The 16,061-nt window shown below is 32.0% G+C and carries 15 protein-coding genes; 8 read left to right on the top strand and 7 right to left on the bottom strand.

Features of this window, described 5'->3' with window-relative positions:
* Positions 1 to 95: 95 nt before the first annotated feature.
* Positions 96 to 1,034, top strand: coding sequence for an alpha/beta hydrolase family protein (locus tag ACWVCY_RS03885; protein WP_455140419.1), 939 nt, complete (start codon positions 96 to 98; stop codon positions 1,032 to 1,034).
* Between the two features lie 171 nt (positions 1,035 to 1,205).
* Positions 1,206 to 2,672, top strand: a complete 1,467-nt coding sequence (locus ACWVCY_RS03880; protein ID WP_455140418.1) for a hypothetical protein — start codon at positions 1,206 to 1,208, stop codon at positions 2,670 to 2,672.
* 41 nt (positions 2,673 to 2,713) lie between these two features.
* On the opposite strand, the gene ACWVCY_RS03875 is transcribed toward ACWVCY_RS03880, so the two are convergent.
* A complete protein-coding gene (locus tag ACWVCY_RS03875) occupies positions 2,714 to 3,319 on the bottom strand; it encodes a hypothetical protein (RefSeq protein ID WP_455140417.1) in 606 nt (201 codons plus the stop codon).
* Positions 3,320 to 3,432: 113 nt separating this feature from the next.
* Positions 3,433 to 3,882: a hypothetical protein gene (locus ACWVCY_RS03870; protein ID WP_455140415.1), complete on the bottom strand. Its 450-nt coding sequence runs from the start codon at positions 3,880 to 3,882 to the stop codon at positions 3,433 to 3,435.
* Positions 3,883 to 4,504: 622 nt separating this feature from the next.
* On the opposite strand from ACWVCY_RS03870, the gene ACWVCY_RS03865 reads away from it, so the two are divergent.
* Positions 4,505 to 5,830, top strand: a complete 1,326-nt coding sequence (locus tag ACWVCY_RS03865) for a KamA family radical SAM protein (protein WP_455140413.1) — start codon at positions 4,505 to 4,507, stop codon at positions 5,828 to 5,830.
* A 30-nt stretch (positions 5,831 to 5,860) separates the two neighbouring features.
* On the opposite strand, the gene ACWVCY_RS03860 is transcribed toward ACWVCY_RS03865, so the two are convergent.
* Entirely contained in the window at positions 5,861 to 7,045 is a 1,185-nt protein-coding gene (locus ACWVCY_RS03860; RefSeq protein ID WP_455140411.1) for a pyridoxal phosphate-dependent aminotransferase, read from the bottom strand.
* 380 nt (positions 7,046 to 7,425) lie between these two features.
* On the bottom strand, positions 7,426 to 8,301 hold the full coding sequence (locus ACWVCY_RS03855) for a GNAT family N-acetyltransferase (RefSeq protein WP_455140409.1): 876 nt from the start codon (positions 8,299 to 8,301) through the stop codon (positions 7,426 to 7,428).
* 177 nt (positions 8,302 to 8,478) lie between these two features.
* Between ACWVCY_RS03855 and ACWVCY_RS03850 the strand changes: the two genes are divergently transcribed.
* The 5 genes from ACWVCY_RS03850 (at position 8,479) to ACWVCY_RS03830 (ending at position 13,706) form a co-directional block, all read left to right on the top strand.
* The gene (locus tag ACWVCY_RS03850; RefSeq protein ID WP_455140407.1) at positions 8,479 to 8,898 is read left to right on the top strand and encodes an arsenate reductase ArsC; all 420 of its coding nucleotides are present in this window, start codon (positions 8,479 to 8,481) and stop codon (positions 8,896 to 8,898) included.
* Between the two features lie 171 nt (positions 8,899 to 9,069).
* Positions 9,070 to 10,473, top strand: a complete 1,404-nt coding sequence (locus tag ACWVCY_RS03845) for a DUF438 domain-containing protein (protein ID WP_455140405.1) — start codon at positions 9,070 to 9,072, stop codon at positions 10,471 to 10,473.
* 231 nt (positions 10,474 to 10,704) lie between these two features.
* Positions 10,705 to 11,307 carry a DUF998 domain-containing protein gene (locus ACWVCY_RS03840; RefSeq protein ID WP_455140403.1) on the top strand — a complete coding sequence of 201 codons (603 nt, stop codon included), beginning with the start codon at positions 10,705 to 10,707 and terminating at the stop codon, positions 11,305 to 11,307.
* Between the two features lie 324 nt (positions 11,308 to 11,631).
* Entirely contained in the window at positions 11,632 to 12,417 is a 786-nt protein-coding gene (locus ACWVCY_RS03835; RefSeq protein WP_455140401.1) for an ABC transporter ATP-binding protein, read from the top strand.
* Complete coding sequence (locus tag ACWVCY_RS03830; protein ID WP_455140399.1) at positions 12,417 to 13,706, top strand: ABC transporter permease; 1,290 nt, start codon at positions 12,417 to 12,419, stop codon at positions 13,704 to 13,706. The genes ACWVCY_RS03835 and ACWVCY_RS03830 overlap by 1 nt, the downstream gene beginning before the upstream one ends.
* 184 nt (positions 13,707 to 13,890) lie before the next feature.
* On the opposite strand, the gene ACWVCY_RS03825 is transcribed toward ACWVCY_RS03830, so the two are convergent.
* The 3 genes from ACWVCY_RS03825 to ACWVCY_RS03815 all read right to left on the bottom strand — a co-directional run bounded on the left by ACWVCY_RS03825 (position 13,891) and on the right by ACWVCY_RS03815 (position 15,927).
* Positions 13,891 to 14,745 (bottom strand): sugar phosphate isomerase/epimerase family protein, encoded by an 855-nt coding sequence (locus ACWVCY_RS03825; protein ID WP_455140398.1) that lies wholly within the window; start codon positions 14,743 to 14,745, stop codon positions 13,891 to 13,893.
* A gap of 153 nt (positions 14,746 to 14,898) precedes the next feature.
* Positions 14,899 to 15,090, bottom strand: a complete 192-nt coding sequence (locus ACWVCY_RS03820; protein WP_455140396.1) for a hypothetical protein — start codon at positions 15,088 to 15,090, stop codon at positions 14,899 to 14,901.
* Positions 15,091 to 15,165: 75 nt separating this feature from the next.
* Positions 15,166 to 15,927, bottom strand: a complete 762-nt coding sequence (locus ACWVCY_RS03815) for a hypothetical protein (RefSeq protein WP_455140394.1) — start codon at positions 15,925 to 15,927, stop codon at positions 15,166 to 15,168.
* Between the last annotated feature and the right edge of the window lie 134 nt (positions 15,928 to 16,061).

The following is a 16,061-nucleotide window of genomic DNA, read 5'->3' as shown; positions in this document are numbered from 1 at the left end:
TGTTCAAACAAAATAAAAGTTCCAAATTTCAAAGATATCTTATCTGATGGTCAACAGAACCCTAAGTATACCCATACCGGCTGAAAGGATGAATTATGAATCCCGAAAAATATTGGGAGCTTTTAAGAATAATTTATAGGCTATATAACGCTGGAAAATATGAAGAAGTCATTGAATTAATAAAAAATGAACATAAGAACTTTTCTTACGGCAAACCTGCACTTTATTACTCTCAGATTTGCGCTGCAGCCAAATTAAATCAGTATGACCTAGCAATCGAATTATTACGTAATATTCTTGATGAAGGGGGATGGTATTCAGAATATGTTTTAAGACAGAGTCCATCGTTACAACCACTTCAGGAGCTTCCCGAGTTTCAAAAATTACTGAATCAGAGCATAGAACGTTCTAAACCATTTTTAAAGGAAGTCTATGATATTACAGCTATTCCTGATAATGTGAATCCTCCCTATCCATTAATGTTAGCCCTTCATGCTGGTAGTGGCTTTGTTGAGGAAGAATTTGAATCTTGGAAGAATATTGTTAACCAAGGGTATATTTTAGGAATGCCTCGATCAACAAATGTATTCTGGTCAGGCAAAGATAGTGCATATTGGCCTGATCATGAGTCTGCAGCCATTCAAATTAAAGAATATTTAAATAAACTTGACCAAGAGAATTCACTTAATCTAGAGAGAACTATTGTAGGTGGTTTATCAGCTGGTGGAGAGCTAGCAATCTGGTTAGCACTTACTAGTACTATTCGTGTACATAAATTTATTGTAATAGCACCTGGTGGTCAGTGGATGAACGAACCTGAAAGATGGAAACCCCTAATTGAAGATACTAAGAATGAAGATTTGAGAGGGATGATTATCTTGGGTGATAAAGATGAAGCTGTTCCTCATAAGAGTATTCAACAACTTGTCAACATGCTAAACAAGGGAGGGATTTCATGCCAGTTTCTCGAATATCCAGACTTAGGTCATTGGTACCCTCCTGATTTTGGAGATCTTTTGATTTCTTTTATTTAAGATAGAATTTTGAAAACTTTTTTTTAGAAGCTTTTGAAAGAGAATTCTAAAAATAGTGACCAAGTTTAATTATAAAACTCCAAAACTTTTTAAGATTGAATAGTTCATTAATACTACCTTGGGAGGTACAATAATATACATTATAAAAATGAAGAATTTTGGTGAGATTTATTGAGTGTATCAAGTTACAAAAAACCTGACATAAAAACGGAGTTCTCCAGTATTCCTTCTTTGTTGTATTTACTAATAGCTCTTGTGCTGTATGCTTTTGGAACTTATGCTTTCATAGATTACATTGTAGATCCAGCAAATGCGAGTGTACTAGAAGATATATCAAGTGGTCTAGCTGTATTAGTCCCATTATCATTACCATTTTTACCGTTGTTAATTGCATTTGGTTTAATCTTTCTGGTAGTTACCTTGATTCTAGCTTATATACTTGTATGGATCATGAGTAAGATTGCTCAAGAAGTCACAATAGCGGTCTGTATCCTTTTTCCATTGTTTATGATTGGTTTTGGGGCAATTATGGCTGGAGGAGGGTTATTGCTATCTGGTGAAGAACAAGCTGCTGTTTCTTTAATTGGTATTATTGTTGCTGGTCTAGGAGTACTATTTCTGATATTTGTCATTTGGAAATTTACCATGATTAAACGCAGTGGAAAATTTGTTGAATTTTCAGCTCAACTAGTACTAGATGAGAAGGCAGTTCTAGCAATGCCGCTCTTATTAGGAATTTTTAGTATAATCACTGGTTTTTTCATGTTGTTTGGATTCTTAAAAATTGTAAACATTTTTTCAGTCCAAAATACCTCTGGTGAATCCGAATTAAGCATGATAGGAACTATTGTTGCAATTATCTTTGAATATATATACTTGGTTGTTTATCTTGGAGTCTACTATAGTCTTTCTGCTGGTGTTATTTCATATGCGAGCGATTGGTATAGAGGTTTAGACCCAGACTTAAATTCAGCAATGAAAGATGTTCGTCAAGTTTTTCCTATTATCATCAAGTTTGCGTTTGCAATGGCAACAGTAAAGCTGATTATGCAAATAGCTACAGGAGGTGGAAGATCTCAAAGAATGAGAACAACACAAGGAAGACAAGATATGGGTGCTGTTGTAGCAGGAGTTGTTTTTGCAGCTTTTGCAAGCATTATTATTTCCATTCTCGGAGCAATCTGGATGTTTCTAAACTATTTCACGTTGATCTCAATTGTTCAGAACAAACGAGGTTTAAAAGATTCCATCAAGGATTCCGCGAAAACAACTTGGAATGCCTTATTAGATGTATTGGTAGGGGAATCAGGATTTGGGTTGGCTACATTCATTTTTGCGATCATTAATTGTTTCCTATGGGTTATAATTGGATTTGGTTTTGGTTTAGCAGTCGGCCAGCAACTTGGTTTTGGTATATTCTTTGCTATTGTTTTTTTGATTCTTGGAATTTTGCCGTATAATGTTGTAACAATGCCCATGAAAGTTGCTTTTCGGTCTTTCATCTATTCTTTTGCAAAAGATTCAATCGAAGGATTCAAAAAACCCAGTCGTTTACCTACTGAACTTCGTAATGAATTCAAGACCTTATCTACTAAACCAAGGAAACGTGGCATGGCAGATCCTACAAGATATTTCTAATAAAATGGGGAAATCGTTTCCATTCCCTTTTTTTTCTTTTTTTAAGGTTGAACTTGAGGTTCAGCTTCGGTTTTTTGTATTTCTAATTTTAAGATTTCTTGAATTTTTTGTGCTAGGCGAAATACATTTGATTTAGCTGTTTCTCCTTCATCTTTGTATAATATTTCACTTTCTAATGAACTATTGGGTGTCAATCGATAGTCTATTTCAATTTGATAGCGATTATAGAGTTTTATTCTATCTAATGGTACTACATGAAGCCTTAACGTCGTAATCTGGTCTTTAAAGATAGATTTTGTTTTTGGGCATCTAAATAACATCTTTATATTCTGAATTCCATCTGAATCGGGGAATAAATCCTTTTTAATTATCCATAGTTCAGTCCAACCCACTTCTCGAAGAGTAATAAGAAAACAGCCTCCACCAAAAAGAAACAGGGTTTGAAAGAAAGGAAAAAATTCACTACTAATCATTCCAAGCCAGAAAAAAGTCCAAGGGCCTGCGACCTCTAGAAAGTTCCAGTATCCCCAAATAAGCAATAATTGAGCTATTAAACCCATTATAAAGAAAAATAATGCTCGGGAGGTACTCCCGCGTTGAATTATCTTTAATTCATCCTTTTTGGAATCATCAATTATTATAGGCATAGATAAAGACACTTTTTCCTGATTTTAAATAAAAGCTAAAAACCCTCATTTTTATTCTTTATCACTTATCTTCAAGAGATTGAATGGACATTCTGATTCAGTTTTTTTAGATCTTATTTTCTTTTTCTAAGATTTTCAATTATTTGCTCAAGGAATTTGATTATTATATCCTCATATTCTACATTTTGATATTCATAACTCCAGTTTTTCCAATAAGGGCGTTTATGGGCGACTTTAAATTTTATCCCTTTCATTTCTGTCTCATAACAATTTGCATTGACTTTTGTAACCTGCTGATCTGCGACAATAAACCATCTAAATTGAGTATTATTTAGCGCTCCTGTTCCTTCTGGGGCATCTGGAATTCGATATTTATTACAGCTAAATGAAAAAGTCCATTGATCTGGAGCTACTTTCATTTCCTTCCAATTTCCATCTTTATAATTCCAATGATGTTTTCCTCCAATAATCATCCCCATATATTTCTCTCCAGTTGGTAATTCTTTTACTTGATTGTAAAATTTTCGTTTATTCTCGTTATGATATACTAAATTCTCTTGCATTTTTTGTTTCACTCAAATTTTTTCTTTTTTTCTTTATTAATATGCAAATTTTTAATTTTATGAGAGAGAGACCTCAGTGAAAATGACATCAAAGGTCTTTTCTTTAGAAAAAGTCTTCAGACATTTTTATTGCAATTTTCTTTCTCTAGATGCTCAAAAATAACTCAAGAGGTCTTTAATACTTATATTTTGTGATATTTATTCCGAAATATTTAAAAAAACTGGAATTAATCATCTAGAAGATAATTTAGTCTAATTTTCTTTAATTTTCCAAAATAATAATTTTTTTGTTGACACGTATCTAATGAAATTCAAAGCATAAAACTTTTTAAATGAAAAAAATTTAGTGGTCATTAAATAATCTTAATAGGAATAAATAGAACTTATTTTTCTAAAAGAAGTTATTCGATTTTAAAACAGAGGTTTCTATTCAGATCGGTTTAAATAATCGATGAATCGGTTTTCTTGTTTTTAAGAGACTTATTTTGGTAAAAATAGTTTAGTTTCTTAATTAACCAAAGGAGGTCTTAAGATCCTGAGTGAAGAGTATATTCCCATAACATTTAAGAAAATTGACGAAATCGGGGAAGCTAAAGGACTAAAGAAGCAGCTAATTGATGATATGAAAATTGTTGCTCACATCCTTCCATTTAAGGCTAATAATTATATAATTGAAGAATTAATCGATTGGGATAATTATCATCATGATCCAATCTTTAAACTGGTTTTTCCTCAAAAAAAGATGCTTTCTCCCAATCATTATCTCAAAATAAAAAAAGTTATAGATAAAGGTTCAAAAGAAGCTATTTTCAAAGTAATAAGACAGATCAGATATGCGTTAAATCCTCATCCTGCTGGTCAAAAAGAATATAATGTGCCTTCTCTTTTTGGTAAAAGATTACAGGGAATGCAGCATAAGTACAGGGAAACTATCCTTTTATTCCCATTGAAAGGACAAAGTTGTCATGCTTTTTGTACATTTTGCTTTAGATGGCCACAGTTTGTGAATTTGAACGGTTTAAAGTTTGGAACAAAAGAAATAGAGAATTTAATTCGTTATCTGAGTAACAATTCATATATTACTGATGTTTTGATTACTGGGGGAGATCCAATGATAATGAAGAGTGATACCCTCCGTAAGTATATTCAACCGTTGTTAGATGCTGATCTTCCTAATTTGAGTTCAATACGAATTGGTTCGAAATCATTGACATATTGGCCTTATAGATATGTTTCTGATAATGATTCTGAAAAAATATTGGATTTATTTTCTGAAGTTACAAACTCAGGAGTAAATTTGGCTTTTATGGCACATTTCAATCATTACAATGAATTAAAAACTGAAGTTGTGACACAAGCGGTAAGGAACATACAAAAAACTGGTACTCAAATAAGAACCCAATCACCGCTTTTGAAACATATTAATGACCAGTCTATAATATGGATAAAATTATGGAAACAGCAAGTAAAATTAGGTATGATTCCTTATTATATGTTTATAGTTCGCGATACTGGAGCTCAACATTATTTTAATGTAAATTTAGCTCAAGCTCATCAAATCTTTAAGAATGCCTATTCTAAAGTGAGCGGATTAGCTCGTACGGTAAGAGGGCCATCAATGTCGTGTACACCTGGAAAAATTGAAATTATGGGAGTTTCTGAGCAATTCCAGAGAAGAGTATTTGTACTTCGATTTATTCAGAGTCGAAACTCTAAATGGGTGAATCGTCCTTTCTTCGCTAAATATGATCCTGATGCTGTTTGGATAAGTGACTTAAAACCAGTTTTTTCAGAAAGATTCTTCTTTGAAAAAGAGATGCCCTATTATTTAAAACCATATAATCAAATAATGTTAGATATGAAAAAGCAGCAACCTTACCCTCTTCAAAGATTTGGAGATTATTTATCGGAATATGATGAAGAATATCATATTCTAGAAGATCAATGACTTTATTAAAGAAAAATAGAATATTAGACCTTACAAAGACGATGTAAACTGTTCTAGTCTATCACAGGCCATTTTAATATTGGGAGCATTTCGAATTAGAAAATCTTCACTCTCTCCATCTGTTTTAATAGGTTTTTTTTGAAATTCTTTTAAAACAAGTTCTCCATTATAATCTACTGGGGAAACTCTAAGACTTAGATGTTTTCTGGGCATCCCAAATTCTGAACCTGGTAGTGTCGCTATATCATACTTCTTCAATAAGAATTTTCCAAGTTTTCTTCCAGTGGTGATGTCTAATGTGCTTAATTCCTCTGTAAAATTATTCCAATCTGGAAATAAATAAAAACCCCCTTTTGGGCGAAGACAATGAATACCAGCTTTGGAAAAGCGTTTGTAACAATATCCAGTCATTAACTGATGAATTTCTGTACAAGTTTTAATGTAGTCAATCATTACAGAATCTGTATTGTAGGCATCTATAGCAGCATATTGGATGGGAGATGCTGCAGATGACCAAATTTCACTCACTATTGAAAGTATGGCTCTTTTTAGGTCATTTTGGTACTTCGGTAATAGTAGAATTCCTAATCGATATCCTCCAAGTGATCTATCTTTTGAAAATCCTCCACTAACAATGGTTCCTTCAGGATAGAATTGGGCTAGACTGTGATGTTTATGATTATTATAAGTAATGAGAGAATATATTTCATCAGAAATGACGATTATATTGTTTTTTCGGAGAATAGGAACCAAATTTTCTAATTGTGATCGTGAATAGGATTGACCTGTTGGATTAGAAGGATAATTTAAGAGTAAAACCTTTTGTTGATTTTTATCTTTAAAATATCGGTCTAAGGTCGACAATAATTGTTCTGGTGTTAAAAGGTATGAATTATCGGGAGAAGTTTGCATATAAATTATTTTTTTATTTACTAAATATGCTTGATGTTGGTAACTGACCCAAGAAGGAGTGGGTAGAAGCAAAGCTCCATCTATAGCAGCAATAGAATGAAATATAAGCGATTTGCTTCCCAGAGCTACTATAATTTGATCTGCTGAATAGTTTAGTTTGAAAATTTCTTTATAAAATTCAGATATTTGTTCTCTTAACGCTAAAATGCCTTGAGTGGGTAAGTAACTCTTTTTATCAGCATTTCTACACAAAGACTGCTTTATAAATTCATGTACTGGAAACGGTGACTCCCCAAATCCCATATGATAAACTTTATCCCCTTGTGAACGTTTTTTTAATACAAGTTCGTTTATTGCCAGGGTTGCTGAAGGTTTTAATTTCTTGATATGTGGAACGATTTGCGATTTTTACACATCCGAGTTTTTAAAATTTGAATATTAAGATATAATTCTATTGAAGGTTAATTACAAGCTCTTTTATTCTTTATGGATTAATTCAATCAATTATTTAGAGTGATAGCGATAAGAAGTACATATGAGGAAAAAGCAATAATTAATTATCTAAAAGGATAAACTAATTATATTAACAAGGTTCCTTATCTTCTTATCCCTAAAATATGGTAAGAGAAGGGTTCCCTGATAGTCAAACTTTTCTTCCCAGTAGCTTAGAATTAATAAAATGATTATATCCCTGTGGTTAATGATTTTTGAAACAATATTAATGCTTTATTGGCTTGAAAATCCATAAAATCTATTTTTGAATATATTTCTAAATTTTTTTCTTCTACAATAAATCTACATTCATTTATAGACCTAAAAGGGTAGATGGAGTTTATTTGCTGTAATAAATTGATTAAAGCCTCCCTATTTGGTTTTCCCATCAAATTCCCAGTTAATCTGATTCCCTCAGATTGTGGTGAAATTGTTACTAATGATAAAAGATCCTTATTAGATGAAAATAGAAAGTGAGAATTTGATAGTTCTTTAGCGAATACTAGTGTAGAACTTGAGAGTGGGAAGAATTTCCAAATCATATTTACCCATTGGTATTCATTCTCTTTAAGGAAATCTAATATTTCAGTTGAAGACGGTTCAATAGATTTCTTAACAACAAAATTTTCAGATATAAGTTCTAATGGATTTTTGATATACCCAATGGGCCATTCAAAGACTTTTATAAACTTATTTTTCATAGCTACCTGTTTTGATGGTTCATTTGTAAAGCCTGTAACATAATAAACAGTTTTAATTTCCTTCTGAGACAGGAACTTTAAAGCATCTGAAACTAAACATGTTCCAATCCCATGATTTTGGCTGTCAGATTTTACTCGTAGTGCTTCAAGATAACCTAATTTATCTTCAAAATTATATATTCTTGCATTAATACATCCAACAAGTTTCCCATTTTGTTCAATAACAAAGAAATTATTCTCAGGATTTTCTAAAATATAAAAAAAATTAGTGATAAGGTAATCTTGGTTCCACACGCTTTCCGAAATCACTTTAACATGGTTGAAATCATTGGGTGTTGCCCGACGGAACGTTATATCAATCCTCATAGGATAATAGTTTATTAAAATCCGTTATATTTGATAATGGGAATTTATTAATTAATTTACTACAGTTTTAGAAAGATACTTTTGACTCTGTTATATTATATAAACAAATAAATCAGGTTAATAAAAACAGGAAAGTGAGTAGATATTAGGTAAAATGATTAACAAGTGAGACTTTTTATGAAAAGAACTTCTAAAAAGCAAAAAATTCTCATTATTTGTACTCATAATAGTGCGAGAAGCCAGATGGCTGAGGGGTATTTAAACCATACAAAAGGAAATAAGTATCAGGTTTATAGTGCTGGTACTGAACCAACCGTTGTAAATCCCTTAGCTATAGAAGTTATGAGAGAAATAGGAATCAACATCTCTAACCACAAATCAAAACATGTAAATCAATTCCTAAATGAAGAAATAGAATATATTGTAACTGTATGTGATACAGCTAAAGAAATATGTCCTTTTTTCCCGTATGGGAAAAAAATTTTGCATCAAAGTTTTCCTGATCCAAGTCAAACCACTGGAACCGATGAGGAAATACTCTCTGCTTTTCGTAAGGTGAGAGATAGTATTATTGTCTGGATTGACTCGAATTTTTAATAATATAGAATTAATTATTTACTGTGTCTTTTTAATGACATTTCATTCATTTATTTAAACTAAACTTGGGTTTTTCAAATTGAAATTTTATTTAAAGGCATATTTTTGATTTAAATCCTCTCAAATAAAGCTTATCAATTGTTAATTAAATTGTTTTTCAAGGTGAAATTTTTGTCTAAATTTGTATTATCGGAAGCAACCAAAGTTATAGAGCTAATTGACAAGTTTCCTTTTTTAGAAGAAAAGTTAGTAGAATTAGATCCTCTATTAAAACGGTTTCGGAATCCAATCCTTCGTAAGACAGTTGGTAGACGCGCAACATTAACTGATGTCGCTGATATGATCAATCGTGACATAAAATCTGTTATTATGTTTTTTTCTAATCAGATTGAACAACAAACAGGCACTAAAATAGAAACCAAGGTTGGTGATGCCCGAAAAAGTGGTTGGGAAGATGAACATGTTCGAAAACGAGAAATGTTGAAAGCACTCGTTTTAGAGCTCCATGCAGGAGGGGATTTACCTTCATTAAAGGCACGGTTCAAAGAAATTATTGGTGATATTGAAGCAACGGATATTGCTTCCATGGAACAAGAGTTAATCAATTCTGGGGAGTTAACAGTTGATCAAATAACCCTTTTGTGTGATCTTCATGTCGGTATTTTTGAAGATGCCTTAAATGAGAATCAAAAACCGTTAACAAGTCCGGGCCATCCTGTTTTCACCTATATGGAGGAGAATCGTGTTGCTAAAGAGTTAATTGTAGAAATTCGCAAACAACCCAAACCAGAATTATTAGAGAAACTAGGTCAAATCGAAATTCATTATACCCGATTGGAAAATCAATTATTTCCCATGCTGGAAAAGAAAAAATTTGAGGGTCCCTCACAAGTGATGTGGGCAAAGCATGATGAAATTCGTAAACTACTTCGCCAAGGGGTGGATGTTGATGTTAAAAATTTGACCCAACAGATCGAGGATATGATCTTCAAAGAAGAGACAATTCTCTTTCCAACTAGCTTAGAATTATTAACCAGTCTTGACTGGCAAAATGTGAGAAAAGGAGAAGAGGAAATAGGGTTCGCTTTTGGGGTGATTCCAGGGAATATCTGGGTTCCAATTACTCCAGAAATTATTCATCATAGGGGTCAAGAACCTCAGGTTGATGAAACTTTGTCTCTACAGACTGGTAAGTTATCTTTAGAACAAATTAATCTAATAATGACTAATCTTCCGATAGAGTTTTCATTTATTAATGAAAAGGATGAAGTAGCTTATTATTCAGATAGTAAAGATCGAATATTTCCTCGTAGTCCAGGTGTAATCGGGAGAAAAGTCCAAAAATGTCATCCACCTAAGAGTTTGCATAAAGTGAACGAAATTATAGAAGCTTTTAAAGCGAATCAGAAAAACATGGCTGAATTTTGGATTAATATGGCTGGTAAGTTCATTCACATTCGTTACTTCGCTATTCGTGATGATTCAGGACGATATCGGGGAACTCTAGAAGTCACACAAGATGTCACCGCTGTCCGTTCTTTAGAAGGTGAACGAAGGTTAGTAAGTTGGAATTAATAAACGTAATTCCTTCTACCTCTTTTTAAAAAATTCTTAATACCAATTACTACAGATAATAGCGTTTATTCGAATAACCAAAAAGTTTTAAAGGTTTATTTTTGGAATAATACAGAATTTTAACTACGTTTTCGAAATTACAGCTCTTAATTACATAAAATATATCGGCAAAAATCAGTATTTAAACACCAATTTTCTTCTGCTAATCATCTATATATCGGTGGAATCAAAATGTTTGCAATATCTCAAAAGATAAATTTGAGGGGAACGATTGGTTTACTACTATTTGTCGGATCTGTTCAATTCATCCTTTCAATACTAATTGCTGAAGGAATTGCTCTTAATTATAGTTCAGCTGTTCACTATGTCAGTACATTAGGTGTAGGAAATACTGCACTTATTTTTAATTCGTCAGTATTGATCCTAGGTCTATGTGTTATTCTATGCTCCTATATTCTTCAAAGAGAATACCAGGAATCACTTTCTACTTTGTTATTGTTATTGACTGGCATTTGTACAGCTGGTGTTGGACTCTTTCCTGAAAATAGTCGGCCTTTTCACGGGATCTTTACTGCTTTCACTTTTGTGTTTGCAGCGCTCTTTCTAATATCGGTTATCAAGATTGAGCGTTCCCCTATTCCTATATTCATAAGTATAGGTGGATTAATTTTGTTAATTTTATTGTTTATTTTCTTTCCTTATCTTGGTTTAGAAGTCGATAGCACAGTGAAATTTCTGGGTTTAATGAAAGGGACACTAGAACGATTTATAATTTATTTAACCGTCTCGTGTTTCTTGGTGTTTGGGGGTTATTTTGGAAAGAAATCTCAATAATAGAGTAAAAGTCTTAAAAATGCAAAAATCATTGATAATTAATCCTGTTCTAGAATGATTTAGAATCAGGATTCTTTTTTTAACCCATTTAAAGAAATTAATAAAGAATATACCGAATTCCATTGATCTTAGACTTATTTCAAATTTTAGAAAAGACTTGTTAACATTCTTAATATAACAAAACTCTCATTTTAAATGAATCAGGAAAAAGGACTAAGATAATAGTTTGATAATTTTAGTATTATGTTGGAATATTGATAAAGATTAAGAATTATAGAATCTCATGATTAATTAAATTCTATTAAAATTAGGAAATTACTAAAGATGGCGATAGATTCGAATGCTATAATTACGAAGGATTTAACCAAGATCTATAACTTGGGCAGAAATAATGAAGTCCGAGCAGTTCAAAATCTAAATATTAGCGTCAAAAAAGGTGAAATTTATGGCTTGCTTGGTGAAAATGGTGCAGGGAAGACAACTACGGTCAGAATTCTAACCACGATGATAAAAAGTACTTCAGGTAATGCGTATATTTTTGGAAATGATGTTGTCACAAATTCAAGTATCGCAAGAAAGTACATTGGTTGTTTACCTCAAGATGCTGGACTTTATGAGGAATTTTCTGCTTTAGAAAACTTGGATTTTATCGCTTCATTACGCGGGATTAGTAATGTAGAGAAAGAGGTACAAATCCCCAGACTAATCAAACTTGTTGGACTAGAGGATCGGAAGAAGGATCGTGTTGAAACCTATTCGGGAGGTATGAAACGTCGACTAATGATTGCTAGAGCTATGATTGGTAATCCGCAAATATTATTTCTAGATGAACCAACCGCAGGAATTGATGTTCTTGCGTGCAGAAAACTAAGAGAAATAATTAAAATTCTGTCAAAAAAGAGAAATACAACGATTATTTTATCTACTCATGATATGATCAGTGCTGAACGATTATGTGATCGTGTTGGAGTTCTAAACAAAGGCGTTCTAGTTGCAGAGGGAACTCCTAAAAATCTAATAAGTCAATATGCTGGTTCTGATGCTGATCTTGAAGATGCTGTTGTAAACTTGATAGGTTGGACGGGAGAAATGGATGAGGTGATCGGTTAATGATCAGCGAAGCTTGGATAATTGCAACTAAAGAAATAAAGCTTCTATTTAAATCTACACGTAGAATTTTCCTTCTTTTCACCACACCTTTGATTTTTATTTTAATTTTTGTCCTTTTTATAGCTATTTTGGCACCTCTTGCAGCTGTTATTGATGAACCACTAGAATTAATCGTCATCCAAGATGATGATGGTATTAATGGATTGAATTGGGGAGAAGAATTTTATAAACTCTTAAAATCTAATAATTTAACAAAAGATTATGTGTACATAAATAAATCTGAGGAAAATCTTAATGGTCTACTTCTCTCCAAAAATTTCTCTGTATTACTCTACATACCAGCAAACTTCAGTAATGCAATTAATCAATCTTTTAGCGCTCAATATTATCTCTATTACGATAATATTGATGTTAAAGCTCAAACCATTGTTAGTAACATTTTAAATATCTCTCAATTATTTAACCAAGTAATTATTTTTTTTTATGCTGGACCTATTAATCTGAACAGAGTCTTTGTATTACCAGAAGGTCTCTCTGGATCATCTGGATTAGAGAGTATAGCTTCTTCTTTTATTACACTTATTCCCCTTTATGCAATAATTTTTTTGGTAATACCCTCACTATCACTTGTTTTGATCTCTGTTACAATTGAGAGAGAACAGAAAACCTTAGAGACATTAATACTTCAACCGATCGGACGAAAGAGTATTATTGCAGGAAAACTTTTTTATGGTGCAGTTTTAGTCGTATTCAATGCTATAATAACTCTTATTACGCTTATTGGATTGACTATCTTAGGAATTATACTTTTACCCAGCTCAATAAAAAGTGAAGTCCTGCCATTACTTGTAACTATTGCCTCAGAAGCAGATGTGTCAGTCTGGATATTTATATTTTACGTTTTATTAGGATTGGTAATAGTTTCTCTATTGGTTATAACTGCAGCTGTTGTCTTTAGTCTCATGGCTAAAGACGAACGGGAAGCAAATATGGTAATATCCGCATTAGTGATAATTCCTCTTGTAAGTACCCTTATAATTGCCTTTTTACCCTTAGAAATAATTGATAGTTCATTGCAGATAATATTGGTTATACTTCCTTTATTGGGGTATTTATTTGCGATTTATTTATCGTTAAATCTGGGTGAAATAACATTATTGACTTGGTTCAGTCTTGTAGCACAGTTAGCATGGGTTTTAATAGGAATATGGTTTGCAGGGCGATTAATCGAAAGTGAAGGAATCTTAGAAATATCTTATAAGCGATTATTAAGTTTTAGAAGAAAATAAACCTTTGATCTCTTCGTTTGATGACAAATATTCACTTTTACCAATAATTTTCGATAAATCCTTGGAATAAATGGTTTTTAGGTATTTTTAATTATGTGTGAAGTTACAAAGCTACAGATAAAAACCACGATTTGTGTCTATTTTAAAAAAGATTGAAAAAGTGTCTGGATTTATTTTCTAGAAATTAGATTCTGTAATGGGCTTTAATAGACTTTAATTCCTCTTTGATCCTTTCTTTATATTCTCTCATATTGTACATGACAAAAGGAGTTTTCAATCTAGCTTTTAAGCTCTGATATCGTTTTCCTGAGACACTTAACATAATACTAACAGATTTAAACATTTTTGATACATCATCCAAAGACCGAGGTACAAGTTCCATATTAATTGTTCCCGAGAAATTGATTTCTTTTAAAAACGTTTTAACTTTATTGAATGGCAGATCTCCATCAGTGATCAAGGCATAATGCTGATCCTGAAGTCGATCTCCTCCTGAGATATGAATATAACCTGAATTCTTTCTAAGAGCAGTCAATACTTCATTAGGTACGTTTAAAAAATCATTTCCATTTGTTATAAAGGAATGTGGGATATCAAAACAATATCCAAAACGCTTCGTTGCATTTTCTCTAACTTCATCCCTGAATTTCATGAAATTCTCCCAAGACTGATGAGGAAGGTTTTCAAGAAGGGGAAAGGGGATTTGTGTCAATCGGTTATAGAAAAGCTCATTTAGCTCTTCAGGTGGATGTACTACTACTCCAATAACTTTTAAATCTTCCTTAGACTGTTGAATAGAAGTAATAAACTGATCAGCTTCATTTAGAGGAGATGATAAATCAAATGCATAATCAGGGGTAAATGGAGCATGAATAGCTGTCTGATGTACCTTTAGTACCTGTTTTATATTTTCTAAATCCGTAAAAACTGATTTATCGAATTCTATATGATCTAGTCCAATTGAACCAACTAATTTTATTGAAGTGGAGGGTTTGAGTTTTCCTATTCCTAGTATGGTTAATCCTGTTTTAAACTTCATTGTTAAATTCTCTATCATCTTGGATTCTTAGTTGTATTCATTAAAATCTTTTTACTTATAAAATTGTTAATTTTTTATAATTAAATTAGAAATAACTTTAATATTTAATGGTACTGATGCTTATCTTCTCATTTAATAAAAATCTGATAATCTCTAACGAGGAGATTGCTCCCATATCTTTTTTAATGCCTGTTCACTGTATTGTTTAACCCAATAATCAATACAGTCTTCCAAGACTAATGCTGCGATTGCTGAGGGACGTATTCGTAAGATTTCCCCATAATTATCAAGTTTTTCTCTAACCTCACTTGGGATTCTGACAGAAACAACTGAAGTCTTAACCATTCAAGCACCAGTCGTTCGATTATTACTCTGATATTTGAGTTTTTTTCTTCTGGAATTAAAGCCAATTATTTGCAGTTAACTTAGTTCATTAAGTAATAAAGGAAAATTAACTGAATCGACAATTTTCCAGATAGAACGACTTTGAAGGAGTAATAAAATGCTTAGAATAGGTAGTAATGCGAATTGAATTATGGTATTAATTGTGAATAGATTCATTGAGAATAGAATTCCTATTAAGCTAACTAGGTCTGCAGCCTGATAAATAAAATAGCCTAATAACATGATAATAAGATGTGTTAAAAGTTTCTGCTCATATTTAGCCGTTTTGAATTTATCACGGACATTTCTAAGACGAATAAGCATAATTAGAACCAATAGCAAAACACTGAGCAAAATAATATATAGGTTGTAGAAGAGTAGAGCGTCAAAAATAGTATTTGAAACAATCAAGGAGGCAGTCACCCATCCAAGAAAGAAGGCAGGAATAAGTGGAAAATATCTCTCAATAATGTGAATTCGGTTAGAGAATAGGGTTAGATAAAATATTGTTAATTCAAAAATCGTAAAATTCAACAAAATAGCATAAAACCTTATCATTGGAGTTAATTGCATTATTTCTAACCCTTGGAAAGCTTCTGCTGTCTTTTCTGGCAGAAAAATAGTACACAAACTAATAATTAGGAGAAAAATCGAAAAAAGAAATAATGTTAATGTCATATGAAAAAAAGATTCTTCATGTGTCTTTTTGAACAAAGGAATAGTAAGAAATGCTGAAATAATCAAAATAATTGAGCTAAATAATATTAGAATTCCATATAGAGGTATATACCAAGCCATATCTGATTTCACTTTTTATGTTAATTCTTCCTCTACTATTTTTACTGACAATGGCCTTTTTAAAAGTGTGTAAGTAATGTAACTATTCCTTACATCGCTTCTAAAGTAGTGAACAGATACTAACTTTAATAAAT

This window comes from Candidatus Hodarchaeum mangrovi, assembly GCF_975850365.1.
The sequence above is the reverse complement of the archived record's forward strand: the minus strand, read 5'-3'. Positions and strand labels throughout refer to the sequence as shown.

What these genes read in the sequence shown, in the direction of transcription:
- ACWVCY_RS03840 (WP_455140403.1), top strand. Translation starts at nt 10,705, where the DNA reads ATGTTTGCAATATCTCAAAAGATAAATTTGAGGGGAACGATTGGTTTA.
- ACWVCY_RS03865 (WP_455140413.1), top strand. Translation starts at nt 4,505, where the DNA reads ATGAAAATTGTTGCTCACATCCTTCCATTTAAGGCTAATAATTATATA.
- ACWVCY_RS03850 (WP_455140407.1), top strand. Translation starts at nt 8,479, where the DNA reads ATGAAAAGAACTTCTAAAAAGCAAAAAATTCTCATTATTTGTACTCAT.
- ACWVCY_RS03815 (WP_455140394.1), bottom strand. Translation starts at nt 15,927, where the DNA reads ATGGCTTGGTATATACCTCTATATGGAATTCTAATATTATTTAGCTCA.
- ACWVCY_RS03825 (WP_455140398.1), bottom strand. Translation starts at nt 14,745, where the DNA reads ATGAAGTTTAAAACAGGATTAACCATACTAGGAATAGGAAAACTCAAA.
- ACWVCY_RS03830 (WP_455140399.1), top strand. Translation starts at nt 12,417, where the DNA reads ATGATCAGCGAAGCTTGGATAATTGCAACTAAAGAAATAAAGCTTCTA.
- ACWVCY_RS03855 (WP_455140409.1), bottom strand. Translation starts at nt 8,301, where the DNA reads ATGAGGATTGATATAACGTTCCGTCGGGCAACACCCAATGATTTCAAC.
- ACWVCY_RS03885 (WP_455140419.1), top strand. Translation starts at nt 96, where the DNA reads ATGAATCCCGAAAAATATTGGGAGCTTTTAAGAATAATTTATAGGCTA.
- ACWVCY_RS03820 (WP_455140396.1), bottom strand. Translation starts at nt 15,090, where the DNA reads ATGGTTAAGACTTCAGTTGTTTCTGTCAGAATCCCAAGTGAGGTTAGA.
- ACWVCY_RS03860 (WP_455140411.1), bottom strand. Translation starts at nt 7,045, where the DNA reads ATGGGATTTGGGGAGTCACCGTTTCCAGTACATGAATTTATAAAGCAG.
- ACWVCY_RS03870 (WP_455140415.1), bottom strand. Translation starts at nt 3,882, where the DNA reads ATGCAAGAGAATTTAGTATATCATAACGAGAATAAACGAAAATTTTAC.
- ACWVCY_RS03835 (WP_455140401.1), top strand. Translation starts at nt 11,632, where the DNA reads ATGGCGATAGATTCGAATGCTATAATTACGAAGGATTTAACCAAGATC.
- ACWVCY_RS03875 (WP_455140417.1), bottom strand. Translation starts at nt 3,319, where the DNA reads ATGCCTATAATAATTGATGATTCCAAAAAGGATGAATTAAAGATAATT.